We start from the raw sequence: 18421 nt of genomic DNA, 5'->3' as shown, positions 1-18421 counted from the left end.
AGTCACGTTTCAGACATCCTGCTCGCGCAACGTTTTGCCGACGTTGCCGCCCGGATGCACTTTCAGCAGGCGCTGCTGATCGAAGCCGTTGCGCAGCATAATGTTGCCGCACAGTGCATCGAACACCGCCAGCACCAGCACGATGGAGGTGGTGGCCAGCATATTCAGCGGGTCGATTTCCCGCCGGATATGCGTTTTCAGCACCAGCGTGGCGGCGCGGGCAATCGCCGAATCCAGATTCTCCGTGACACTGATGATCGCCACCCCTTTGGCTTTCAGCGTCGGTAACAGGCGCGTCAGCTCTTCGGAGTTGCCGCCGCGGGAAATCAAAATCATCAGATCGTTGCTGCGCATAAAACCCAAATCGCCGTGCGCGGCATCGGTGGCGCTGAGATACACCGCAGGCTGTTCAACGCACGCCAGCATATGCGCGATTTTCCGCGCCGCAATCCCCGACGTGCCCACGCCGGTGACCGCAATTTTGCCCTTACAGCCGGTCACCAGCGTCAGCAGTTGCTGCCAGATATCGGCATCAAGATGGTGCTGCAATGCCAGCAATTCCTGACTGTAGGTTTGCCAGCCCTGACACGCGAGGGCAAATTCTTCCTCTGCATTCATTCGGTTTCCCCCTGCATCAGGCGGCGGTATTTCATGCTGTCGTTGTACATCTCATGGAATACGCTGTATTTGCGATCGTAATACTCTTTGATTTTGTTGGTCTGCGGCGTGACGGTTTTGCCGATACGGCTCATCGCCGCCATGGCTTCCGGCAATGAGTCATACGCGCCCGCCGCGACGGTGCCCATCATGGCGCTGCCGAGTAACATCGCTTCGCTTTCTTCCGGCAATAACATCGCGCAGCCGGTCGCGTTGGAATGCTCCTGCACAAACACCGGGTTCTTGGTGCCGCCGCCGCTGGCCATCATGGTATCGATGCGGTAACCGCTCTGGTTCATGGTCTCGATAATGTGACGGGTGCCGAGCGCCAGCGCCTGAATGGTCGCCAGATAATGCAGCGCCATGTCTTCCGGCGTGCGTGACAGTTTCAGCCCGGTCAGCGTACCGGTCAGCGTCGGATTGGCGCGCGGTGAACGGTTGCCGTGGAAGTAGGGCAGCATATGAATGTCTTTGGTCAGGAAGGCGATATTCTCCGGTTCGCCGGCCATTTTGCGCAGGATGCCGTTCAGCACTTCATAAATCGTTTTGCCGCTGTCTTTGCCCTGTTTCAGCAAATCCTGATAACACGGGTGTGACTGGATCACGTGGTCAATCAGTGCGCCTGTCGTGGATTGCCCGCCTTCGTTCAGCCAGTAATCCGGCAGGATCGCCGAGTAATACGGTCCCCAGATGCCGCCGATATAACGCGCGCTGCGCGACATCGCCATGTGCGCCGTGGAGGTGCCGCCAATCAGCGCGATGCGGTTGTCGAAATCGGCGGATTCACCGGAAGCGCCGCTGGCCCCGAGAATGCCGAGGCTGCCTGCGTGGGCGTCAATAATCGACACGCTGACCGCCGTGCCCGCCATCAGCCCCATTTCCGCCGCGGCGCGCTGAGTCAGGCCGTGGCCGAGCGGTTCGCCCATGGTTTTCACTTCGCTGCCGATTTTCGCCGCGTTGTTTTCCAGCAAATCTTCCAGCCCGATCTGGCGGAAATAGCTCGGGTCCCAGCGGTCTTCGTGACCGATGTAGGTCCATTTGCAGACGGTGGAACAGAGTGACCGGGTGGTGTCCTGCGTGGCGCGCCAGGTCAGGAAGTCCGGCAGGTCAAACAGATGCCCGACGTTGTTCCAGGTGGTCGGCATATGCTGTTTCAGCCACAGCAATTTTGGCGTCTGCATTTCCGGCGAAATAATCCCGCCAACAAACTCCAGCACGCGGTGACCGGTGGCGTTGATGCGCTCGGCCTGCGTGATGGCGCGGTGATCCATCCACACAATGATGTTCTGCTCGCTGCGTCCGGACGGGCTGACAGTCAGCGGTTTGCCTTCTTTATCCAGCACCACCAGCGAACAGGTGGCATCAAAGCCGATGCCTTTGACCTGAATCGGGTTGATGTCAGCCTGATTGACCGCGTCTTTTACCGCGTTACAGACCGACTGCCAGATCTCATCGGAAGATTGCTCAACGAAATCGGCTTTCGGGCGGTACAGCGTGATCTCACGGCTGGCCTGACCGACCATGCGGCCGGTCATGTCGAATACGCCCGCACGGGCGCTGCCGGTTCCTACGTCAACTCCAACAAAATAACTCGCCATGTTCTTTCCCTTCGGTAAAAAGCTTTCGCTTAAGATTTTCTGTTTTGCAGAGCGATAAACAGGATCAGGACGCCGCCCCACAGGGCCATTGTCAGGTAGCTGCTGACGCCCATCAGGTTCAGGCCGCTTTCCAGCATTTGCAGCACGATCAGCGCCAGTACCAGCCCGATGACCCGGCCAAATCCGCCGTCGGGGTTAATCCCGCCGAGTACGGAGGCCAGAATGGTCACCAGCAAATACGAATCGCCATAGCCTGCTTTTGCCGAGTTAAATTTGGACATCATCAGCAGTGCCGCGCCCCAGCCGAGGAGGGCGGAAAGCACGTACACCGCAATGGTCACTTTGTGAGTGTTGACGCCGCTGAACCGTGTGGCCTGTTCGTTGGACCCCATCAGATACAGACTGCGGCCGAGGGTGGTGTGTTCGAGTAACACCCACAACAGCAGTGCCACCAGCAGGAACAGCAACAGGGCGACGGGGATGCCCAGCAGGCTGCCGTTGCTGAGATACTGGATTGCCGCCGGAAAGCCGGAGATCACCGCGCCGTTGGTCAGCAGAATATTCAGTCCGGCAATCAGCGTCATGGTGCCGAGCGTTGCCAGAATCGGCGAGACACCGATATACGCAATCAGCGCGCCATTGAGCACGCCAATCGCCACCGCCACCGCCAGACCGGCGAGCATCGCCAGCACGAAATATTGCGGCTGACCCGGATGCGCCACCAGAATGGCGGCCATCGCCAGCGAACAGGCGTTAGCACCGGCAATCACAGAAAGGTTGATGCCGCCGGTGAGCATGGTGATGCCCATCCCCAGCGCCAGCATGCCCAGCACCGGCAACTGCGAGGAGATCGACTGGAAATTGCCGACGCTGTAAAAACTGCCGCCCAGCGTGAACGAGAACAACACGGCCACGGCGACGATGATCAGCAACTGCAAACGGATGATGCGGTCGCCGGGGAAGAATCGGGTTAAGGTCGTCATGTCACATCCCCTTTGCCAGTTTGCGTTTTTCATTCCACGCGGTGCTGCTGATGCTGACCAGAATGATCACGCCGCTGAAAACCTGATGCCAGTAAGACGAAATACTCAGCAGGGTCAGGCCGTTTTGCAGGAAGGCCAGCAACATGACACCGAGAAGGGTGCCGGTCAGCGAGCCGCGCCCGCCGGTCATGCTGGTGCCGCCTAATACCACCGCCGCCAGTACTGTCAGTTCATAACCCAGCAAAGAGTTCGGGGCGACTGACTGGGTAATTTGCGCCTGTACCACGGCGGCAATGCCCGCCAGTAATCCCATAAATCCGTAGACGTAAAAATGCAGCCGCAAGATGTTCAGGCCGAGGCGCGATGCGGCGTCACGGTTGCTGCCCATGGCATAAATCTGACGCCCCACGCGGGTGCGGTTCATCAGTACGCCGGTGGCGATAATCACCCCCAGCAGGCTGAGCAGCGGCAGTGTCAGGCCATAGTCGTACCCGTCGGCGGCCGTAAAGGAGAACCAGTTAATGCCGTTCATAAACCAGTCGGGGAAACCGTACAGCCAGGTGCCGTTGGTCAGATACACCAGCAACCCGTAGAACAGGTTCAGCGTGGCGATGGTGATAATGATCGCCGGAACGCGCAGCCAGTACACCAGAAACCCGTTGACCAGCCCGAGCAGCAAGCCGGTGCCCATCGAGAGGGCAAACGCCAGCGGAAAGCTGCCGCCATGATGAATGATGTAGCTCGCCATCACGTACTGGCCGATGGAAGTGACGGCCGGGAAGGAAATGTCGATGCCACCGGCAATCAGCACCACAAACAGTCCGCAGGCCAGAATGCCGAGAATGGCATAACTGGTGGCGACGTCCGTCAGGTTGCCGAGCGTCATAAATTCACGGGTACTGAGACTCAGGCCGATGACCAGCAGCAGTACCAGCAATCCCAGCCAGAATTCATGCCGGGAGAACAGTTTCGAGAGAGAAGTGTTAGCCATTGATCGCCTCCGCAATCTGCGCTTCGCTGCTCTGGTGCGGCGCGAATTCCGCCACCAGCTGGCCTTTGCGCATCACCAGCACGCGGTGACTGTTGTAATATGCTTCAGGAATTTCATCGCAAATCATCAGCACCGCCATGCCGGACTCCGCCAGATCGCGGGCGATGCGATAAATTCCTTCTTTGTTGGCGATATCCACGCCGACGGTCGGCGAATCGAGGATCAGGATATGCGGCTGCGTCGCCACCCATTTGGCGATGGCGATACGCTGCGCATTCCCGCCGGAAAGCGTCTTCACCGGTAAACCACTGTCCGAGACTTTGATGTTCAAATCGCGGATCAGGTCTTTTACCACTGACGCGGCCTTGCGGTGATCCATCAGCCCGGTGCCGGTATGCAGCTTGTCGAAAATCGACACCAGCGTGTTGTCGTAAATGGATTGCTCCATGATCAGCCCCTGCGTCAGCCGGTCTTCCGACACATAAGCGATACCGTGGCGGATAGCGTCGCGGTTGCTGTGAAATTTCACCGCCTTGCCGTTGACGCGGATTTCGCCGCTATCCGGCTGGCTCATGCCGAACAGGCTCAGACAGAGTTCGGTGCGCCCCGAACCGAGCAGGCCGATAACCGAGGTGATTTCGCCCTGACGCAACGACAGCGAAATATCCTGATACTGGCCTTTGCGGCTCAGATGGCTGACTTCCAGCAGCGGCGTCACGTCGGCGGGCGCGCGGTGCGGCAGATGACTGTAGGTAAAACGCTGTCCGGTCATCAGGAACGCCAGCTCATTGCTGTCGAGTTCACTGGCCGGATAGGTGCCGACCAGTTTGCCGTCGCGCATCACACTGATCCGGTCGGCGACTTCCATCACTTCATCCAGACGGTGACTGACAAACACCACGCAGATACCGGCGGCTTTCAGCTCATTCACCACCCGCAGCAGGCCGTTGACCTCGGTGCGGGTCAGGGACGCCGTCGGTTCATCCATGATCACCAGACTGGCGTCAGCGGCGATGGCACGGCATATTGCCACTAACTGGCGGTCGGCGATCGACAGCTTTTCGACTTTACGATCCGGATCCAGAGAAACTCCGACCCGTTGCATCGCCGCCACAGCTTTTTTGCGCATTGCCTCGCGATGTACCCAAAAATCACCCCCCGGTAAATAACGGTGAATGGCAATATTTTCGGCGACCGATAAATTGGGGAATAAAGACAAGTCCTGATAAATCACCTGAATGCCGTAATAAGAAGAAAGTTGCGGCGTCAGGGTATGAAAGAGTTTTCCGTCCAGCGTAATGGCCGCGCCTTTTTCCGGCTGATAAACCCCGGAAATGACTTTAATAATGGTGCTCTTGCCGCAGCCGTTCTGACCCGCAAGACAATGCACTTCGCCTTTATTCAGCGTCAGGCTGACATTATCCAGCGCTAATACGCCGGGGAATTTTTTACTGATTTTTTCGAGGCTGATAAAAGCCTCGGCAGGGGCAGGGGACGTGCGCGAACTGGACGACGGAGTGAGAGTGTTCATCACATTATCCTTACAACATACCCTTCATACTTCACGCTGTGGATGCGTTGGCTGCACTCGCTCACCCGAATCACTTACTTATGTAAGCTGATCGGGATTCACTCATTTGCCGCCTTCCCACAACCCGAATTATTTAGGGTATAAGTTTTCAATGTCTGATTAGAAATTCAGATACGGCACAGCAAACATCGCCGTATCTGTTTCTATTTGCCTGGTGTGGCGCTGGAGATGAATTTATCTCCGGTAAATTGAATAATTAAAAAACGAAATCAGAAGCCGAGTGATTTCGCATTCTCTGGTGTGACTTCCAGAATCTTATTAAAACGAATCACGTGTTTATCCATATCCACATCAGCTTTGCCTAAACCTTCAATGCTCAGGTCTTTGGTAACTTCTTTACCCTGCAACAGCTGGTCGGCGACGGTGACTAAAGCGTAACCGGCATCTTTCGGATCCCACAGCAGCACTTTCTTCACATCACCGCGCATCAGGTATGGCGCAGCCTGAGCAGGCATGGCGATACCCACAACGGCGATTTTGTTTTTCGCCCGTTTCTGCTGAACGGCCTGACCGGCACCGATCGGGCCGAGGGAACCGAAACCGATAATCCCTTTCAGGTCTGGATAGGTTTTCATCAGATCCAGCGTGGTGGAGTAAGACTTATCGATGTTTTCTGCCACCGGCAGGCGTGAAGTGACTTCATGCATATCCGGGTATTTTTCTTTCTGATATTTAATCGCGGCATCTGCCCAGGCGTTATGCAACGGCACGGTCAGGGAACCGACATAAATAGCGTAACCGCCTTTGCCGCCCATATCTTTTGCCAGCTCATCCATATTCGCTTGCGCATATTTCTGGCTGTCGATGGTTTCGATATCCCACTGACCAATCTGCTGATCCGGCGATTCATGGGTTAATACCACGATGCCCTGATCGCGGGCTTTTTTCAGCACCGGCTCCAGCACTTTGGCATCGTTCGGCACCACGATAATGGCATCGACTTTTTTGGCGATGAGATCTTCAATCACTTTGACCTGCTGCGCCGGGTCCGGCGTCGACGCGCCGACCTGATAGGCATTCACATCCAGTTTTTGCGCGGCTTCTTTTACGCCGACTTCCATGCGGGTGAACCAGGGAATGCCGGTGACTTTGGCGACGACGGCGATGTCGTAAGGCTTGGCGGCGAATGTCGGTGTCGTGAATAACATGCATGCTGAAACCACACATGCGTTAACTAATGCGAGGTTAAATTTCATGTCTGTACCTTTCTTATGATGTTCTGTTCTGGTGTAGGGGAACGGGCAGTGGTGATGTAATCCACATTCAGAGATTAACTGAAGGGGAAAGCGGTTTTCGCGCAGACGTGAATGGAATGTGATCAAAGTCCTTTATTGTTAATATATGTATTCTTTAATGTTAAATATAAGTTAATTAAAATCTAAAGGCAGTGGCCGGGAAGAAAGTTGGGGTGCGTTACCGATAACAAATTAACCATTTTGGATCATTGTATTAACAATAAATGAACATCACCGGCGTGAATGCGCCCTTTTTCAGAAAGCAAAGCGACCTGCTGCGTTTTATTTGCGCAGAGTGTGAGGGCAGTCACGCAGATCCGATGCGCGATAAAAGTGCGTGCGCAGCACCGCAAAGGTGCAGTCGTTCTTAAGGGGGCATGGCGGATACGCGCCGGATCACAGTCCTGCACAATAAATCCCGCCGAAATGAAAATAACTCCCTGCATACTCATTCTTTACCCCTCGTTGCTGTGAAAGGGGATTTTTTCTTTTATTCATTTTTTATGCAATTAAAGTGAATAACAGCCGGTTTTAAGTGGTTGTTTTTTCTGGATGTGACTTTTTTTATTCACTTTTTTCCTTTGCTGGCATGAAGACTGCACTCTATGATGTGACTGAGTGAGATTATTTATTAACTTTTAAATAACAAACTAATAACGAGCATTCCTGCCGGTATGGGGGGCGGACGCCTGCACCCTGAATTCAGCCAGTCACTGGCCTTACATTGAAGAGGTTTATATGGAACACCAACAGCAACCGCAAAACGTCAGCCGCCAGAACTTCGATGACTGGATGGTGCCGGTGTATGCCCCGGCGGCGTTCATTCCCGTGCGTGGCGACGGATCCTGGCTGTGGGATCAGGCTGGCAAAGATTATGTCGATTTTGCGGGCGGCATCGCTGTCAATGCGCTCGGCCACGCGCATCCGGAAATTCGTAAAACCCTGCATGAGCAGGCGGATAAAGTCTGGCATCTGGGTAACGGCTACACCAACGAACCGGTGCTGCGTCTGGCGAAACAGCTGATTGATGCCACCTTTGCGGACAAAGTCTTTTTCTGTAACTCCGGCGCAGAAGCCAACGAAGCGGCGCTGAAACTGGCGCGTCTGGCTGGCAATAAAGCGGGCGGCGAAAAGAATGAAATCATCGCCTTCAAAAATGCCTTCCACGGACGCACCTTATTTACCGTCACCGCAGGCGGTCAGCCGAAATATTCTGAAGATTTTGCGCCGCTGCCTCCGGCCATCACCCATCTGCCGTTTAACGATCTGGCGGCGGTGGCCGGACAGATTTCCTCCCACACCTGCGCAGTGATTGTCGAGCCAATTCAGGGCGAAGGCGGCGTGGTGCCTGCGGACAGTGAATTCCTGCAAGGTCTGCGCGAACTCTGCGACAAACATCAGGCCGTGCTGATTTTCGATGAAGTGCAGACCGGCGTTGGCCGCACCGGTGAGCTGTATGCCTATCAGCATTACGGCGTGGTGCCGGATATTCTGACCAGCGCCAAGGCGCTCGGCGGCGGTTTCCCGATCGGCGCAATGCTGACCACGGATCGCCTGGCGGCGTTATTCCAGCCGGGCACACACGGTACCACTTACGGCGGTAACCCGCTGGCGACGGCGGTGGCGGGTAAAGTGTTTGAACTGATCAATACGCCGGATGTGCTGTCGGGTGTCAGTAAACGCCACGAATGGTTTATCGCCGGGCTTAAGCGTATCAACGACCGCTATCAGGTGTTCAGCGAAGTCCGTGGTCAGGGGCTGCTGCTCGGTGCGGTGATGAGTGAACGTTATAAAGATCAGGCCAAACAACTGAACACGCTGGCGGCAGAAGAAGGGTTAATTGCGCTGATTGCCGGACCCAACGTGCTGCGTTTTGCGCCATCACTGATTATTCCCGGTGCGGATGTGGAAGAAGGGCTGAACCGCCTGGAACGTGCCGTGGCGCGCCTGTGCGTATGATTCATTGGGTTAAATGAGGTAGAGCATCATGATGTTGATTCGACCTGTGCGGCCCGGCGATCTCGCCGATATCCTGCAGTTGTCAGGCAAAACCGGCATCGGTTTAACGTCTTTGCCCAAGGATGAAGCGCATTTACGCGGGCGTATTGAACGCTCTGTGGCGACCTGGGAAGGTCGTCTGGATAAAGGCGAGCAGGGTTATCTGTTCGTGCTCGAAGACACGGAACAGCAGAAAGTGGTGGGCGTCAGCGCCATTGAAGTCGCCGTCGGGCTGAGCGAACCCTGGTACAACTTCCGCCTCGGTACGCTGGTTCATGCCTCTAAAAGCCTGAATATCTATAAGCCGGTGCCGACGCTGTTTCTCAGTAACGATCACACCGGTTACACCGAACTTTGCACGCTGTTTCTCGATCCGGATTGCCGCCACGGCAAAAACGGCCAGTTGCTGTCGAAAGTCCGCTTCCTGTTTCTGGCGGCGTTCCGCGAGTATTTTTCGCGCAAGGTGATTGCCGAGATGCGCGGCATGTCAGACGACAGCGGCCATTCACCGTTCTGGGATAGCGTCGGGCGGCATTTTTTCGGTATGGAATTCGCCGAAGCCGACCGCCTGACCGGCATGGGACAGAAATCCTTTATCGCCGAACTGATGCCCAAACACCCTTTATATACCGAACTGCTGAGTCATGAAGCGCGCGAAGTGATCGGCGAAGTCCATCCGCAAACCGCCCCGGCGCGGGCCGTGCTTGAAGGGGAAGGGCTGCGCTACGAAGGTTATGTGGATATTTTCGATGCCGGCCCGACGCTTGAAGGGGAAATCGATCAGTTACGTGCGGTAAAAGAGAGCCGTCTGCTGCCGGTGCGGCTGGCAGAACACCGCAGAGACCGCGACGAGCCGCTGTATCTGGTCGCCAACGAGCAATATCAGAACTTCCGTGCCCTGCTGATACCCGGCTGCGAAACGCCGGAAAACCTCACCCTTAACGCCGAAGAAGCTGAATTGCTCGGCGTGGGCGAGGGCGATGCTTTACGCGCCGTGGCACTTTTTCCCTGCAGCACGATCACGCCTGCCACCCAAATTCTTAAAAAGGAAAGTCTCGCATGATGCAACCTGCACTTTTTATTCAGGGCCAGTGGCGCAGCGGACAAGGCGCGCAGCTGAACAAAACCAATCCGGCGGATAACACCTTGTTATGGTCGGCGCTGAGCGCCAGTGCGGAGGATGTCGATGCCGCCTGTACCGCCGCACGCACGGCATTTCCGGCATGGGCGCGTAAAACCGTGGCCGAACGCGCAGAGGTGATTCAGCGTTTCGCGGATCTGCTGACGGAACACAAAACCCGGCTGGCGGAAATCATCAGTCAGGAAACCAGCAAACCGCGCTGGGAAACGCTGACCGAAATTCAGGCCATGATCGGCAAGGTGGCGATTTCACTTGAGGCAAATCAGCAACGTACCGGTGAGAAACACACGGCAATGCCGGACGGTGAAGCGGTGCTGCGCCACCGGCCACACGGCGTGCTGGCAGTATTCGGCCCGTATAACTTCCCTGGTCATCTGCCGAACGGCCATATTGTTCCGGCCCTGCTGGCGGGGAATACGCTGGTGTTCAAACCGAGCGAACTGACGCCGAAAACCGCCGAAGAAACGGTGAAGTTATGGCAACAGGCCGGCCTGCCGGACGGCGTACTGAATCTGGTACAGGGCGGACGCAGCACCGGCGAGGCACTGGCGGCCTGCGCCAATATCGACGGCCTGCTGTTTACCGGCAGCGCGGGCACCGGCTATCAGTTGCATCGTCAGCTGGCGGGGCAGCCGGAAAAAATTCTGGCGCTGGAAATGGGCGGCAACAATGCGCTGATCGTCGAGCCGGTGAAAGATATTGATGCGGCAGTCAATCTGACCCTTCAGTCGGCGTTCATTTCTGCCGGTCAGCGTTGTACCTGCGCACGCCGTTTGCTGGTGAAAGAGGGCGCGGCAGGCGATGCGTTTATCGCCCGTCTGCTGGATGTGACCATGCAACTGCGTATTGGTGGCTGGAACGACGAGCCGCAGCCGTTTATGGGCGGTGTGATTTCTGATGCGGCAGCACGCAACATGCTGAAAGCGCAGGATGAGTTGCTGGCGCTGGGCGGCAAGCCGTTGCTGTTGCTGACCCGTCCGGATCCGCTCAATACCGTGCTGACGCCGGGCATTATCGATCTGACCGGCGTGGCGGGCATTCCTGATGAAGAATACTTCGGTCCGTTGCTGAGCATTTACCGTTACAGCGATTTTGATGAGGCCATCGCGCTGGCCAATCAGACACGCTTCGGGCTGGCGACCGGGCTGATCTCCGCTGAGCGGGATCAGTTTGAGCAGCTATTATTGGAAGCAAGGGCAGGCATTGTTAACTGGAACAAACCGCTGACCGGCGCATCAAGCAACGCGCCTTTCGGTGGCATCGGCGCTTCAGGCAATCATCGCCCGAGTGCGTATTACGCGGCGGATTATTGCGCCTGGCCGATGGCCTCGCTGGAAACAGACAAGCTGGAACTCCCTGCGACGTTGTCGCCTGGTATTGATTTAAGTGCAACCTGAGGAGACAGGCATGTCCGGATGTGAAGCAAATTTCGACGGATTAGTCGGGCCGACCCATCATTACGCGGGGCTGTCGTTCGGTAACGAAGCCTCGACAAAAAACCAGAACGCGGTGGCAAACCCGCGTCTGGCGGCAAAGCAGGGCTTACTGAAAATGAAAGCGCTGGCCGATCTTGGTTTTGCGCAGGGGATTTTGCCGCCGCACGAGCGCCCGCATATGAGCACGTTACGCAAGATGGGCTTTGGCGGCAGCGACCGCGAAGTGTTGCTCAAGGCGCAGGCCTATTCGCCGCGTCTGCTGTCATCGCTGAGTTCGGCATCCTCCATGTGGGTCGCCAATGCTGCCACGGTTTCGCCATCGGCAGACAGCGCGGACGGGCGCGTGCATTTCACCGTCGCCAACCTGAACAATAAATTTCACCGCGCCATTGAGGCGGAAACCACGTCCGCGATTTTGCGTGCCACGTTCCATGCTGATAAGTATTTTGCCCATCATGATGCGCTGCCGCAGGTGGCGGCGCTGGGCGATGAAGGGGCGGCTAATCACAACCGGTTGTGCGGTGCCTACGATAAACCCGGCGTGCAGGTATTTGTTTACGGACGTGACGGGCTGGTCACCGGTGAAAACGAGCCGGTGCGTTATCCGGCGCGTCAGACACGTTTAGCCAGCGACGCCGTGGCGCGTCTGCATCAGCTTGATGAAAAGCGCACGGTGTTTATTCAGCAGAATCCGCAGGCCATCGACAGCGGTGTTTTTCACAACGACGTGATTTCGGTCAGCAACGGCAACGTGCTGTTCCACCATGAACAGGCGTTTGTGAATTCAGATAAAGCGCTGGCGGAAATCCGCAAAAAAATGGCGGCACTTGAGCTGGATTTCTTACCCATAGAAGTGCCGCAATCGAAAGTATCGCTCGACGATGCGGTGGCGACGTATCTGTTTAACAGCCAGTTGCTGAGTAAAACGGATGGCAAAATGATGCTGGTGGTGCCGGAAGAATCGCGGCAGCACAGCGGTGTCTGGGCGTATCTGTCGGCGCTGAAAGACAGCGGCGGACCGGTCGATCAGATTGAAGTGTTTGATCTGCGCGAAAGTATGCGTAACGGCGGCGGCCCGGCCTGTCTGCGTCTGCGGGTGGCGCTCAACCGCAACGAACTGAATGCGGTGAACGTCGCCTCGCTGATGAGTGACAGTCAGTTCGCACGGCTCAACACCTGGGTGGACACGCATTACCGTGACCGGATGCAGGCCAAAGATCTGGCGGATCCGCAACTGCTGACCGAAGTGCGCACGGCGTTAGATGAGCTGACCAATATTCTCGGGCTGGGTGCGATTTATCCCTTCCAGCGCTGAGCCATCACAGGAGTGAGTGTATGTTTGATTTACTGGCGACGACGCTTTCCGGCGACGCGGTGACAGAACCCGCCGGACAAACCGAAACGCTGGACTGGCAATGGCGCGGCGAAGGTATCCTCGAACTGTCACCGCGTCAGCCGTGTGAGGTGGCGGTGGTGATTTCCGCCGGTATCCACGGTAATGAAACCGCGCCGATAGAATTGCTGAATCAGCTGGTCAGTGAATTGCTTGCAGGCGAACGACCGTTACGCGTCCGGCTGCTGGTGTTGCTGGGTAATCCGCCATCGATGCGCATCAATAAGCGATTTGCCGATGCGGACATGAACCGCATGTTTGGCGGACGTCATGCGCGTTATATGCCAAACGATGAAACCCGCCGGGCGCAGGAACTCGAGCAGGTGATGGCGCTGTTTTACCGCAGTGCGACGGCTGCGGGCACCACGCAGCGGTTCCATTACGATTTGCACACGGCGATCCGCGGATCGAAACATGTGCGTTTTGGTTTATTGCCGCTACAGTCGCGCCCGAAAAGCGACGCGATGCTGGCGTGGCTCGGGGCCGCCGGGCTGGATGCGCTGGTGCATCACCGTTCGCCGGGTGGCACTTTTACGCATTTCAGCAGCGATGTTTTTCAGGCTGACAGTTGCACACTCGAACTGGGCAAGGCGCTGCCGTTTGGCAGCAACGATCACACGCAGTTCACCGGTATCCGCCGCGCGCTGGAAACGCTGGTCAGCGGCGAACCGTTGCCCGTGCGTGAAGCCACTGCGCCGCTGATGCATTACCGCGTGGTGCAGGATGTGATCCGCTCAGAAGACGATTTCCGGCTCTTTATCCCGGCGGATGCACTGAATTTTACGGCGTTCACCCAGGGTTTTGTGATCGCGCAGGAAAGCGGCAAAACTTACCGGGTGGAAGCGGAGGAAGAAGTGGTGTTGTTCCCGAATCCAAATGTGGCTTTGGGATTAAGGGCAGGGCTGATGCTGGTGAAGATGTGATTTTTTGCGAGATGTCTTCCTGAATTGCTCATACAGTATTGCAAGGAAACCTTCATGTGAGTATTTTATGTTCATTGAATTTGGCATGGCGTTGAATTCATTACATGTTTTCGTTACGGGAAAACGCAATAAAGCAGCCTCAGGGAGGAACATATGAACTCAATTCAAGATGAATATGATTGGTTCTAAACGACACTAATCTCAATAAGGCGGGTTACCCCGCCTTTTTCATGGATGAAAATCATGGAATTTGATGCGTTAAAAATGCAGCTACTCAGTAATGCGATTTTGCTTCTCGGCGTTTTTGTCGCCATAGGCACCATTTTTTATAACGTCCGTATTGCCAAAAAAACTCAGACCGCTATTTTTTTGTTTGAAAGCCGAATGGATAGCCGTTACATACAGTCATTGAAAGTGCTGAAAAAGGTACACAGGTCAGGTAAGTCCTTCCGCTCATTTGTATTTCCCGCAGAGTCCTCTCCATTGACTGAAGAGGAAATTCGGGAATGCAGTAAGTTTCAATATATTCTTAATTTTTATGAGCGAGTTGCAGTGACTATTCAGAGCGGAATTTATGATGAAGATATGATTAAACGCATTTCCTATTCGACCGTGATCGACACCTGGAATATTGCTGAGCCTTTCATTAAAGCTTTGCGGGAAGAACTGAAATCGGTAAATACTTATCAGGAATTTGAATGGCTGGCCGGGCGATGGCGAAATCAGCCACTGAATGCTAAAAGAGGTCGTTTTATCCACTGAGCACATGCGTTGCACCAAAAGAAAAGGGCCCTGATTTTCATCAGGACCCTTTTCTTTAATATGGCGGTGAGGGAGGGGTTCGAACCCTCGATACGATTTCTCGTATACACACTTTCCAGGCGTGCTCCTTCAGCCACTCAGACACCTCACCGTGTTCGTTACAGCGCGAGCGTTGCAACGGGGCGCTACTATAGGGAGACAGCCGAAAAGGGTCAAGCAGAATTTCGGCGTTTTGCATCAGACGCTCAGAGTCTGTGCAGCCCTGCCGGATTGATCTCCAATCTGTGAAACACCTCAATAGTCGTTGTTACTGAGTGCCATTATCTCAGGCTGTTGGCAATGAGAGAAAGGTTTCATCCCCCGCCTGTTTTTTATACTCAATCCGCGTTCCTTCCTCACAATAATTTTCAATCAGGATACAGCGGAAATGACTTCATCACCTGCCTTTGAAAACCCGTCTGAAATGTCGAAAGTCGTCTTTGGTATGCCCGTCAAACTTTTCTGGGCTAGATCGCCATTGCTATTTTTATGACCGGCGATGGCGTCGAACTGGCTTTTTTATCGAAATACATCATTGATATCGGCTTTAACGTTTCGCAAAGCGCGATGGTCTTCACCGTCTTCACCGTCTATGCCGTCACTGCTGCGATTGCCAGCTGGTTGTCCGGCGGCATCAGTGAGATTTATGGCCCGCGTAAAATTATGGCGCTGGGCGTTGTCTGGTGGGTCGTTTTCCACGTGCTGTTTTTTCACTTCGGACTCGCTGCCAAAAATTATCCGTTAATTCTGGTGTTCTACGCGCTGCGCGGTTTTGCCTATCCGCTGTTCTTCTACGCGTTCTATGTGCTGGTCGTACAAAGAACACCTTCACACAGGCTGGCGTCGGCGACCGGGTGGATCTGGTCGATGTTCACTATCGGTTACGGCATTATCGCTTCGTTTCTGCCGAGCATTGCTGTTGTGACTGGCGCATCGGCAGGGATCGGACTGGCGATCACCGAACTGATGATCCAGCTCGGCGCCACCGTCGTGATGGTGGATAAGGATCCACAGGTTGCCGTGCAGGCCGGGGAACTCACCGGTGACGGGTTCGGTATCGCGGCTGATTTGTCGGACATTGCCGCCATTCCCGCGCTGATTGAGCAGGTTATCGGCCGTTACGGCAGGATTGATATTCTGGTGAACAACGCCGGGATCGGCATTCTCGAAGCGGCCTCTCAGGTGAAAAAAGAGAGCTGGGATGCCACGTTGTTAGTGAATCTGACCGCACCCTATTTTCTCTCGCAGGCTGCCGGAAAGTACATGATTGCTCAGAAATACGGGCGCATTGTGAATATCGCTTCGCAGGCGAGTGTGATTGCGCTGGAGAATCATGCGGCGTATTGCACCAGCAAGGCCGGTCTGGTGATCGCGTCAAAAGTACTGGCGGCGGAGTGGGGGCAATTTGGCATAACGGTTAATACGATTTCACCGACGGTAGTAGAAACGGAATTAGGTAAACGCTACTGGCAGGGGGAAAGAGCGACGGCCATGACGGCAAAAATTCCCGCAGGTCGATTTGCGATGCCGGATGAAATTGCCGGTGCGGTAGCCTATCTGGTCAGTGAAAAGGCCGGGATGATCACCGGCGAAAATCTTATCGTTGATGGCGGCTATACGATTATTTGAGTTGCTTGTGCGGCTTGTACGAAAGCAAAAAAAAGGTCCTGATTTTCATCAGGACCTTTTTTCTATAATGTGGTGGAGAGAGAGGGGTTCGAACCCTCGATACGATTGCTCATATACACACTTTCCAGGCGTGCTCCTTCAGCCACTCAGACACCTCTCCAGCTGTCAGCCACACCGCAGTGCTGCTGACCGGCGCTAATGTAGGGAAAACTGAGGTCAGCGTCAACCCTCTTTTGCAGGATCTTTACCGATTAGACAAACTTAGAACAATCTGATGATTTACAGAGCAAAAAATGCGTGAAGGATGAACAGCGGTTATGCGGTCACGTTGCGTGATTAATCTCGCTTATCATCGTGAATAAATAATTAGCATAACTGCATAAAAGCACAATTTACCGGCAAACGCTTTTTGTGACGGCAAAATAGCAAGATATGTTGTGGCGATCGCTGGTGGTAGCGGTATAACAATGCACTCTAAAAAAATGCTTCGTATAAGAACTGCACAAGTCACCATTTGAAGCAGAGTTTATCTATCAGATAAGGACAGGGGTCTTTCTTGAGTCAGTCAAATAACACCACATCGCAGCACCGGACGGCGATACCTGCCGGCGCGGGCACGTTATTCTTCGTTCAGACATTCGCGACGCTCGGCTTTGCGGTGCTGTATTCCACGCTGGTCCTGTACGCGACCAAAAAACTCGGCTTCAGCGAAGATAACGCCAACGCCATCATGGGCGTGTTCGGCGCGTTCAACTACGGGCTGCACATGTTCGGCGGCTACCTCGGCGGGCGTTATCTCAGTAACCGGAATCTGTTTGTGCTGGGCATGGTGTTGCAGGTCTTTGGCTGCGCACTGATTGCGCTGGAGGGCGTGACCGGGTTGTACTGGGGGCTGGCAATGTTCCTGACCGGCAGCGGGCTGAATGTCACCTGCCTGAATATGATGCTGACGCAGCGATTCGCACCGGACGATGACCGCCGTGAATCCGCGTTTCTGTGGAATTACGCCGGGATGAACCTCGGCTTCTTTATCGGTTTTGCGGTGGCAGGGTATTTCCAACTGAGCGAAAACTACCGTGCGCTGTTCCTGTTCGCCACGCTGGGGAATGTGGCGGCGATTGTCGTGACGATCTCCCGCTGGTCTATTCTGGCTGATATCAGTACGCCGCTGAAAGACGTCAGCCGCAGTCAGTGGTTGCGCAGACTGGCGGTCGGTATTGCCATTCTGATCGTGCTGGTGCCGGTGATCCGTATGTTGCTGACCCACGCAGAATTCAGCAGTTACTTTGTCGTCGCGCTGGGCATTGTGATTTTCGCCTTGATGACGCTGGTCACTTTCCGCCATCGTGATGCGGATGAACGCCGCCGGATGAAGGCGTATCTGCTGCTGGCGCTCGGTTCGCTGGTGTTCTGGACGTTGTATCAGCTGGCACCAATGGGGCTGATGTTGTTCTCTGAACATAATATCGATCTGAACGTTTACGGTATCCGCGTGGCACCGCAGTGGATCCAGAACATCAATACTGTTGTGATCGTCATTGGCGGCCCGCTGATGGCGCTGTGGTTCAATCGCCTGCGCCAGCGCGGCTGGAACATCGATATTCCGGCGCAGTTTTCGGCATCCCTGTTCTGTATGGGGCTGGGCATGCTGGTACTGCCTTTCGGCATCCATCTGGCGGGCGGCGACGGTCTGGTGGCGTTCAAATGGATTGCCATCAGCTATCTGCTGCAAAGTATCGGTGAGTTACTGATTTCGCCGATCGGCTACGCCATGATTGGCAAACTGGCTCCGGCGCGTTATCAGGGCGTGATGATGGGTTGCTGGATGATGGTTACAGGCGTGGCCTCGGTACTGGCGAGTTACATTTCCGGGCTGATGCCACAAAACGCGGGCAGCACGCCGGTGCTGACCAATCCGGGCTACAGCCAGGTATTCAATGCGCTGGGCTGGGGAGCGGTTGCGACGGGTGTTGTGCTGCTGGTGCTTATTCCGCTGCTGCGCCGGATGATCCGCCGCGAGCCTGCCACCGCCTGATGTTATCGCA

Annotated in this window: 15 protein-coding genes and 2 tRNA genes; 8 read left to right on the top strand and 9 right to left on the bottom strand. The window is 55.1% G+C overall.

All coding sequences use genetic code 11. The features are described from left to right. Positions 1 to 9: 9 nt before the first annotated feature. From EYY67_RS07200 to EYY67_RS07170, 7 genes are all read right to left on the bottom strand, one after another. Positions 10 to 618, bottom strand: a complete 609-nt coding sequence (locus tag EYY67_RS07200; RefSeq protein ID WP_095922419.1) for a KpsF/GutQ family sugar-phosphate isomerase — start codon at positions 616 to 618, stop codon at positions 10 to 12. Next, positions 615 to 2255 (bottom strand): FGGY-family carbohydrate kinase, encoded by a 1641-nt coding sequence (locus EYY67_RS07195; protein ID WP_131693204.1) that lies wholly within the window; start codon positions 2253 to 2255, stop codon positions 615 to 617. Before EYY67_RS07195 ends, EYY67_RS07200 begins: the two co-directional genes overlap by 4 nt. 29 nt (positions 2256 to 2284) lie before the next feature. Next, on the bottom strand, positions 2285 to 3238 hold the full coding sequence (locus tag EYY67_RS07190; protein ID WP_095922417.1) for an ABC transporter permease: 954 nt from the start codon (positions 3236 to 3238) through the stop codon (positions 2285 to 2287). Position 3239: 1 nt separating this feature from the next. Beyond that, a complete protein-coding gene (locus EYY67_RS07185; protein WP_095922416.1) occupies positions 3240 to 4229 on the bottom strand; it encodes an ABC transporter permease in 990 nt (329 codons plus the stop codon). Then, positions 4222 to 5760 (bottom strand): sugar ABC transporter ATP-binding protein, encoded by a 1539-nt coding sequence (locus tag EYY67_RS07180; RefSeq protein ID WP_119822290.1) that lies wholly within the window; start codon positions 5758 to 5760, stop codon positions 4222 to 4224. The genes EYY67_RS07185 and EYY67_RS07180 overlap by 8 nt, the downstream gene beginning before the upstream one ends. Before the next feature lie 269 nt (positions 5761 to 6029). After that, the gene (locus EYY67_RS07175; RefSeq protein ID WP_095922414.1) at positions 6030 to 7016 is read right to left on the bottom strand and encodes an autoinducer 2 ABC transporter substrate-binding protein; all 987 of its coding nucleotides are present in this window, start codon (positions 7014 to 7016) and stop codon (positions 6030 to 6032) included. A gap of 245 nt (positions 7017 to 7261) precedes the next feature. After that, positions 7262 to 7507, bottom strand: a complete 246-nt coding sequence (locus EYY67_RS07170) for a hypothetical protein (RefSeq protein ID WP_131693203.1) — start codon at positions 7505 to 7507, stop codon at positions 7262 to 7264. Positions 7508 to 7793: 286 nt separating this feature from the next. Here EYY67_RS07170 and EYY67_RS07165 point away from each other — a divergent pair, with 286 nt between their 5' ends. From EYY67_RS07165 to EYY67_RS07140, 6 genes are all read left to right on the top strand, one after another. Next, complete coding sequence (locus tag EYY67_RS07165; RefSeq protein ID WP_095922413.1) at positions 7794 to 9014, top strand: aspartate aminotransferase family protein; 1221 nt, start codon at positions 7794 to 7796, stop codon at positions 9012 to 9014. Between the two features lie 28 nt (positions 9015 to 9042). After that, entirely contained in the window at positions 9043 to 10116 is a 1074-nt protein-coding gene (gene astA / locus EYY67_RS07160; protein ID WP_131693202.1) for an arginine N-succinyltransferase, read from the top strand. Beyond that, entirely contained in the window at positions 10113 to 11591 is a 1479-nt protein-coding gene (astD, locus tag EYY67_RS07155; protein ID WP_131693201.1) for a succinylglutamate-semialdehyde dehydrogenase, read from the top strand. The genes astA and astD overlap by 4 nt, the downstream gene beginning before the upstream one ends. 10 nt (positions 11592 to 11601) lie before the next feature. Then, on the top strand, positions 11602 to 12945 hold the full coding sequence (gene astB / locus EYY67_RS07150; protein ID WP_131693200.1) for an N-succinylarginine dihydrolase: 1344 nt from the start codon (positions 11602 to 11604) through the stop codon (positions 12943 to 12945). 20 nt (positions 12946 to 12965) lie between these two features. Next, positions 12966 to 13946, top strand: coding sequence for a succinylglutamate desuccinylase (astE, locus tag EYY67_RS07145; protein ID WP_131693199.1), 981 nt, complete (start codon positions 12966 to 12968; stop codon positions 13944 to 13946). A 243-nt stretch (positions 13947 to 14189) separates the two neighbouring features. Then, positions 14190 to 14708 carry a DUF4760 domain-containing protein gene (locus EYY67_RS07140; RefSeq protein WP_131693198.1) on the top strand — a complete coding sequence of 173 codons (519 nt, stop codon included), beginning with the start codon at positions 14190 to 14192 and terminating at the stop codon, positions 14706 to 14708. A gap of 61 nt (positions 14709 to 14769) precedes the next feature. Here the strand turns inward: EYY67_RS07140 and EYY67_RS07135 are convergent. Next, a tRNA-Ser gene (locus EYY67_RS07135) sits at positions 14770 to 14859 on the bottom strand. 377 nt (positions 14860 to 15236) lie between these two features. On the opposite strand from EYY67_RS07135, the gene EYY67_RS07130 reads away from it, so the two are divergent. Then, positions 15237 to 16376, top strand: a complete 1140-nt coding sequence (locus EYY67_RS07130) for a GolD/DthD family dehydrogenase (protein ID WP_131693197.1) — start codon at positions 15237 to 15239, stop codon at positions 16374 to 16376. A 70-nt stretch (positions 16377 to 16446) separates the two neighbouring features. On the opposite strand, the gene EYY67_RS07125 is transcribed toward EYY67_RS07130, so the two are convergent. After that, positions 16447 to 16536: transfer RNA gene (locus EYY67_RS07125), tRNA-Ser, on the bottom strand. A 396-nt stretch (positions 16537 to 16932) separates the two neighbouring features. On the opposite strand from EYY67_RS07125, the gene EYY67_RS07120 reads away from it, so the two are divergent. Further along, positions 16933 to 18411: a peptide MFS transporter gene (locus EYY67_RS07120; RefSeq protein WP_119822296.1), complete on the top strand. Its 1479-nt coding sequence runs from the start codon at positions 16933 to 16935 to the stop codon at positions 18409 to 18411. Positions 18412 to 18421: the final 10 nt, after the last annotated feature.

The organism is Rahnella victoriana, assembly GCF_004330295.1.
GTDB lineage: Bacteria > Pseudomonadota > Gammaproteobacteria > Enterobacterales > Enterobacteriaceae > Rahnella > Rahnella victoriana.
The sequence above is the reverse complement of the archived record's forward strand: the minus strand, read 5'-3'. Positions and strand labels throughout refer to the sequence as shown.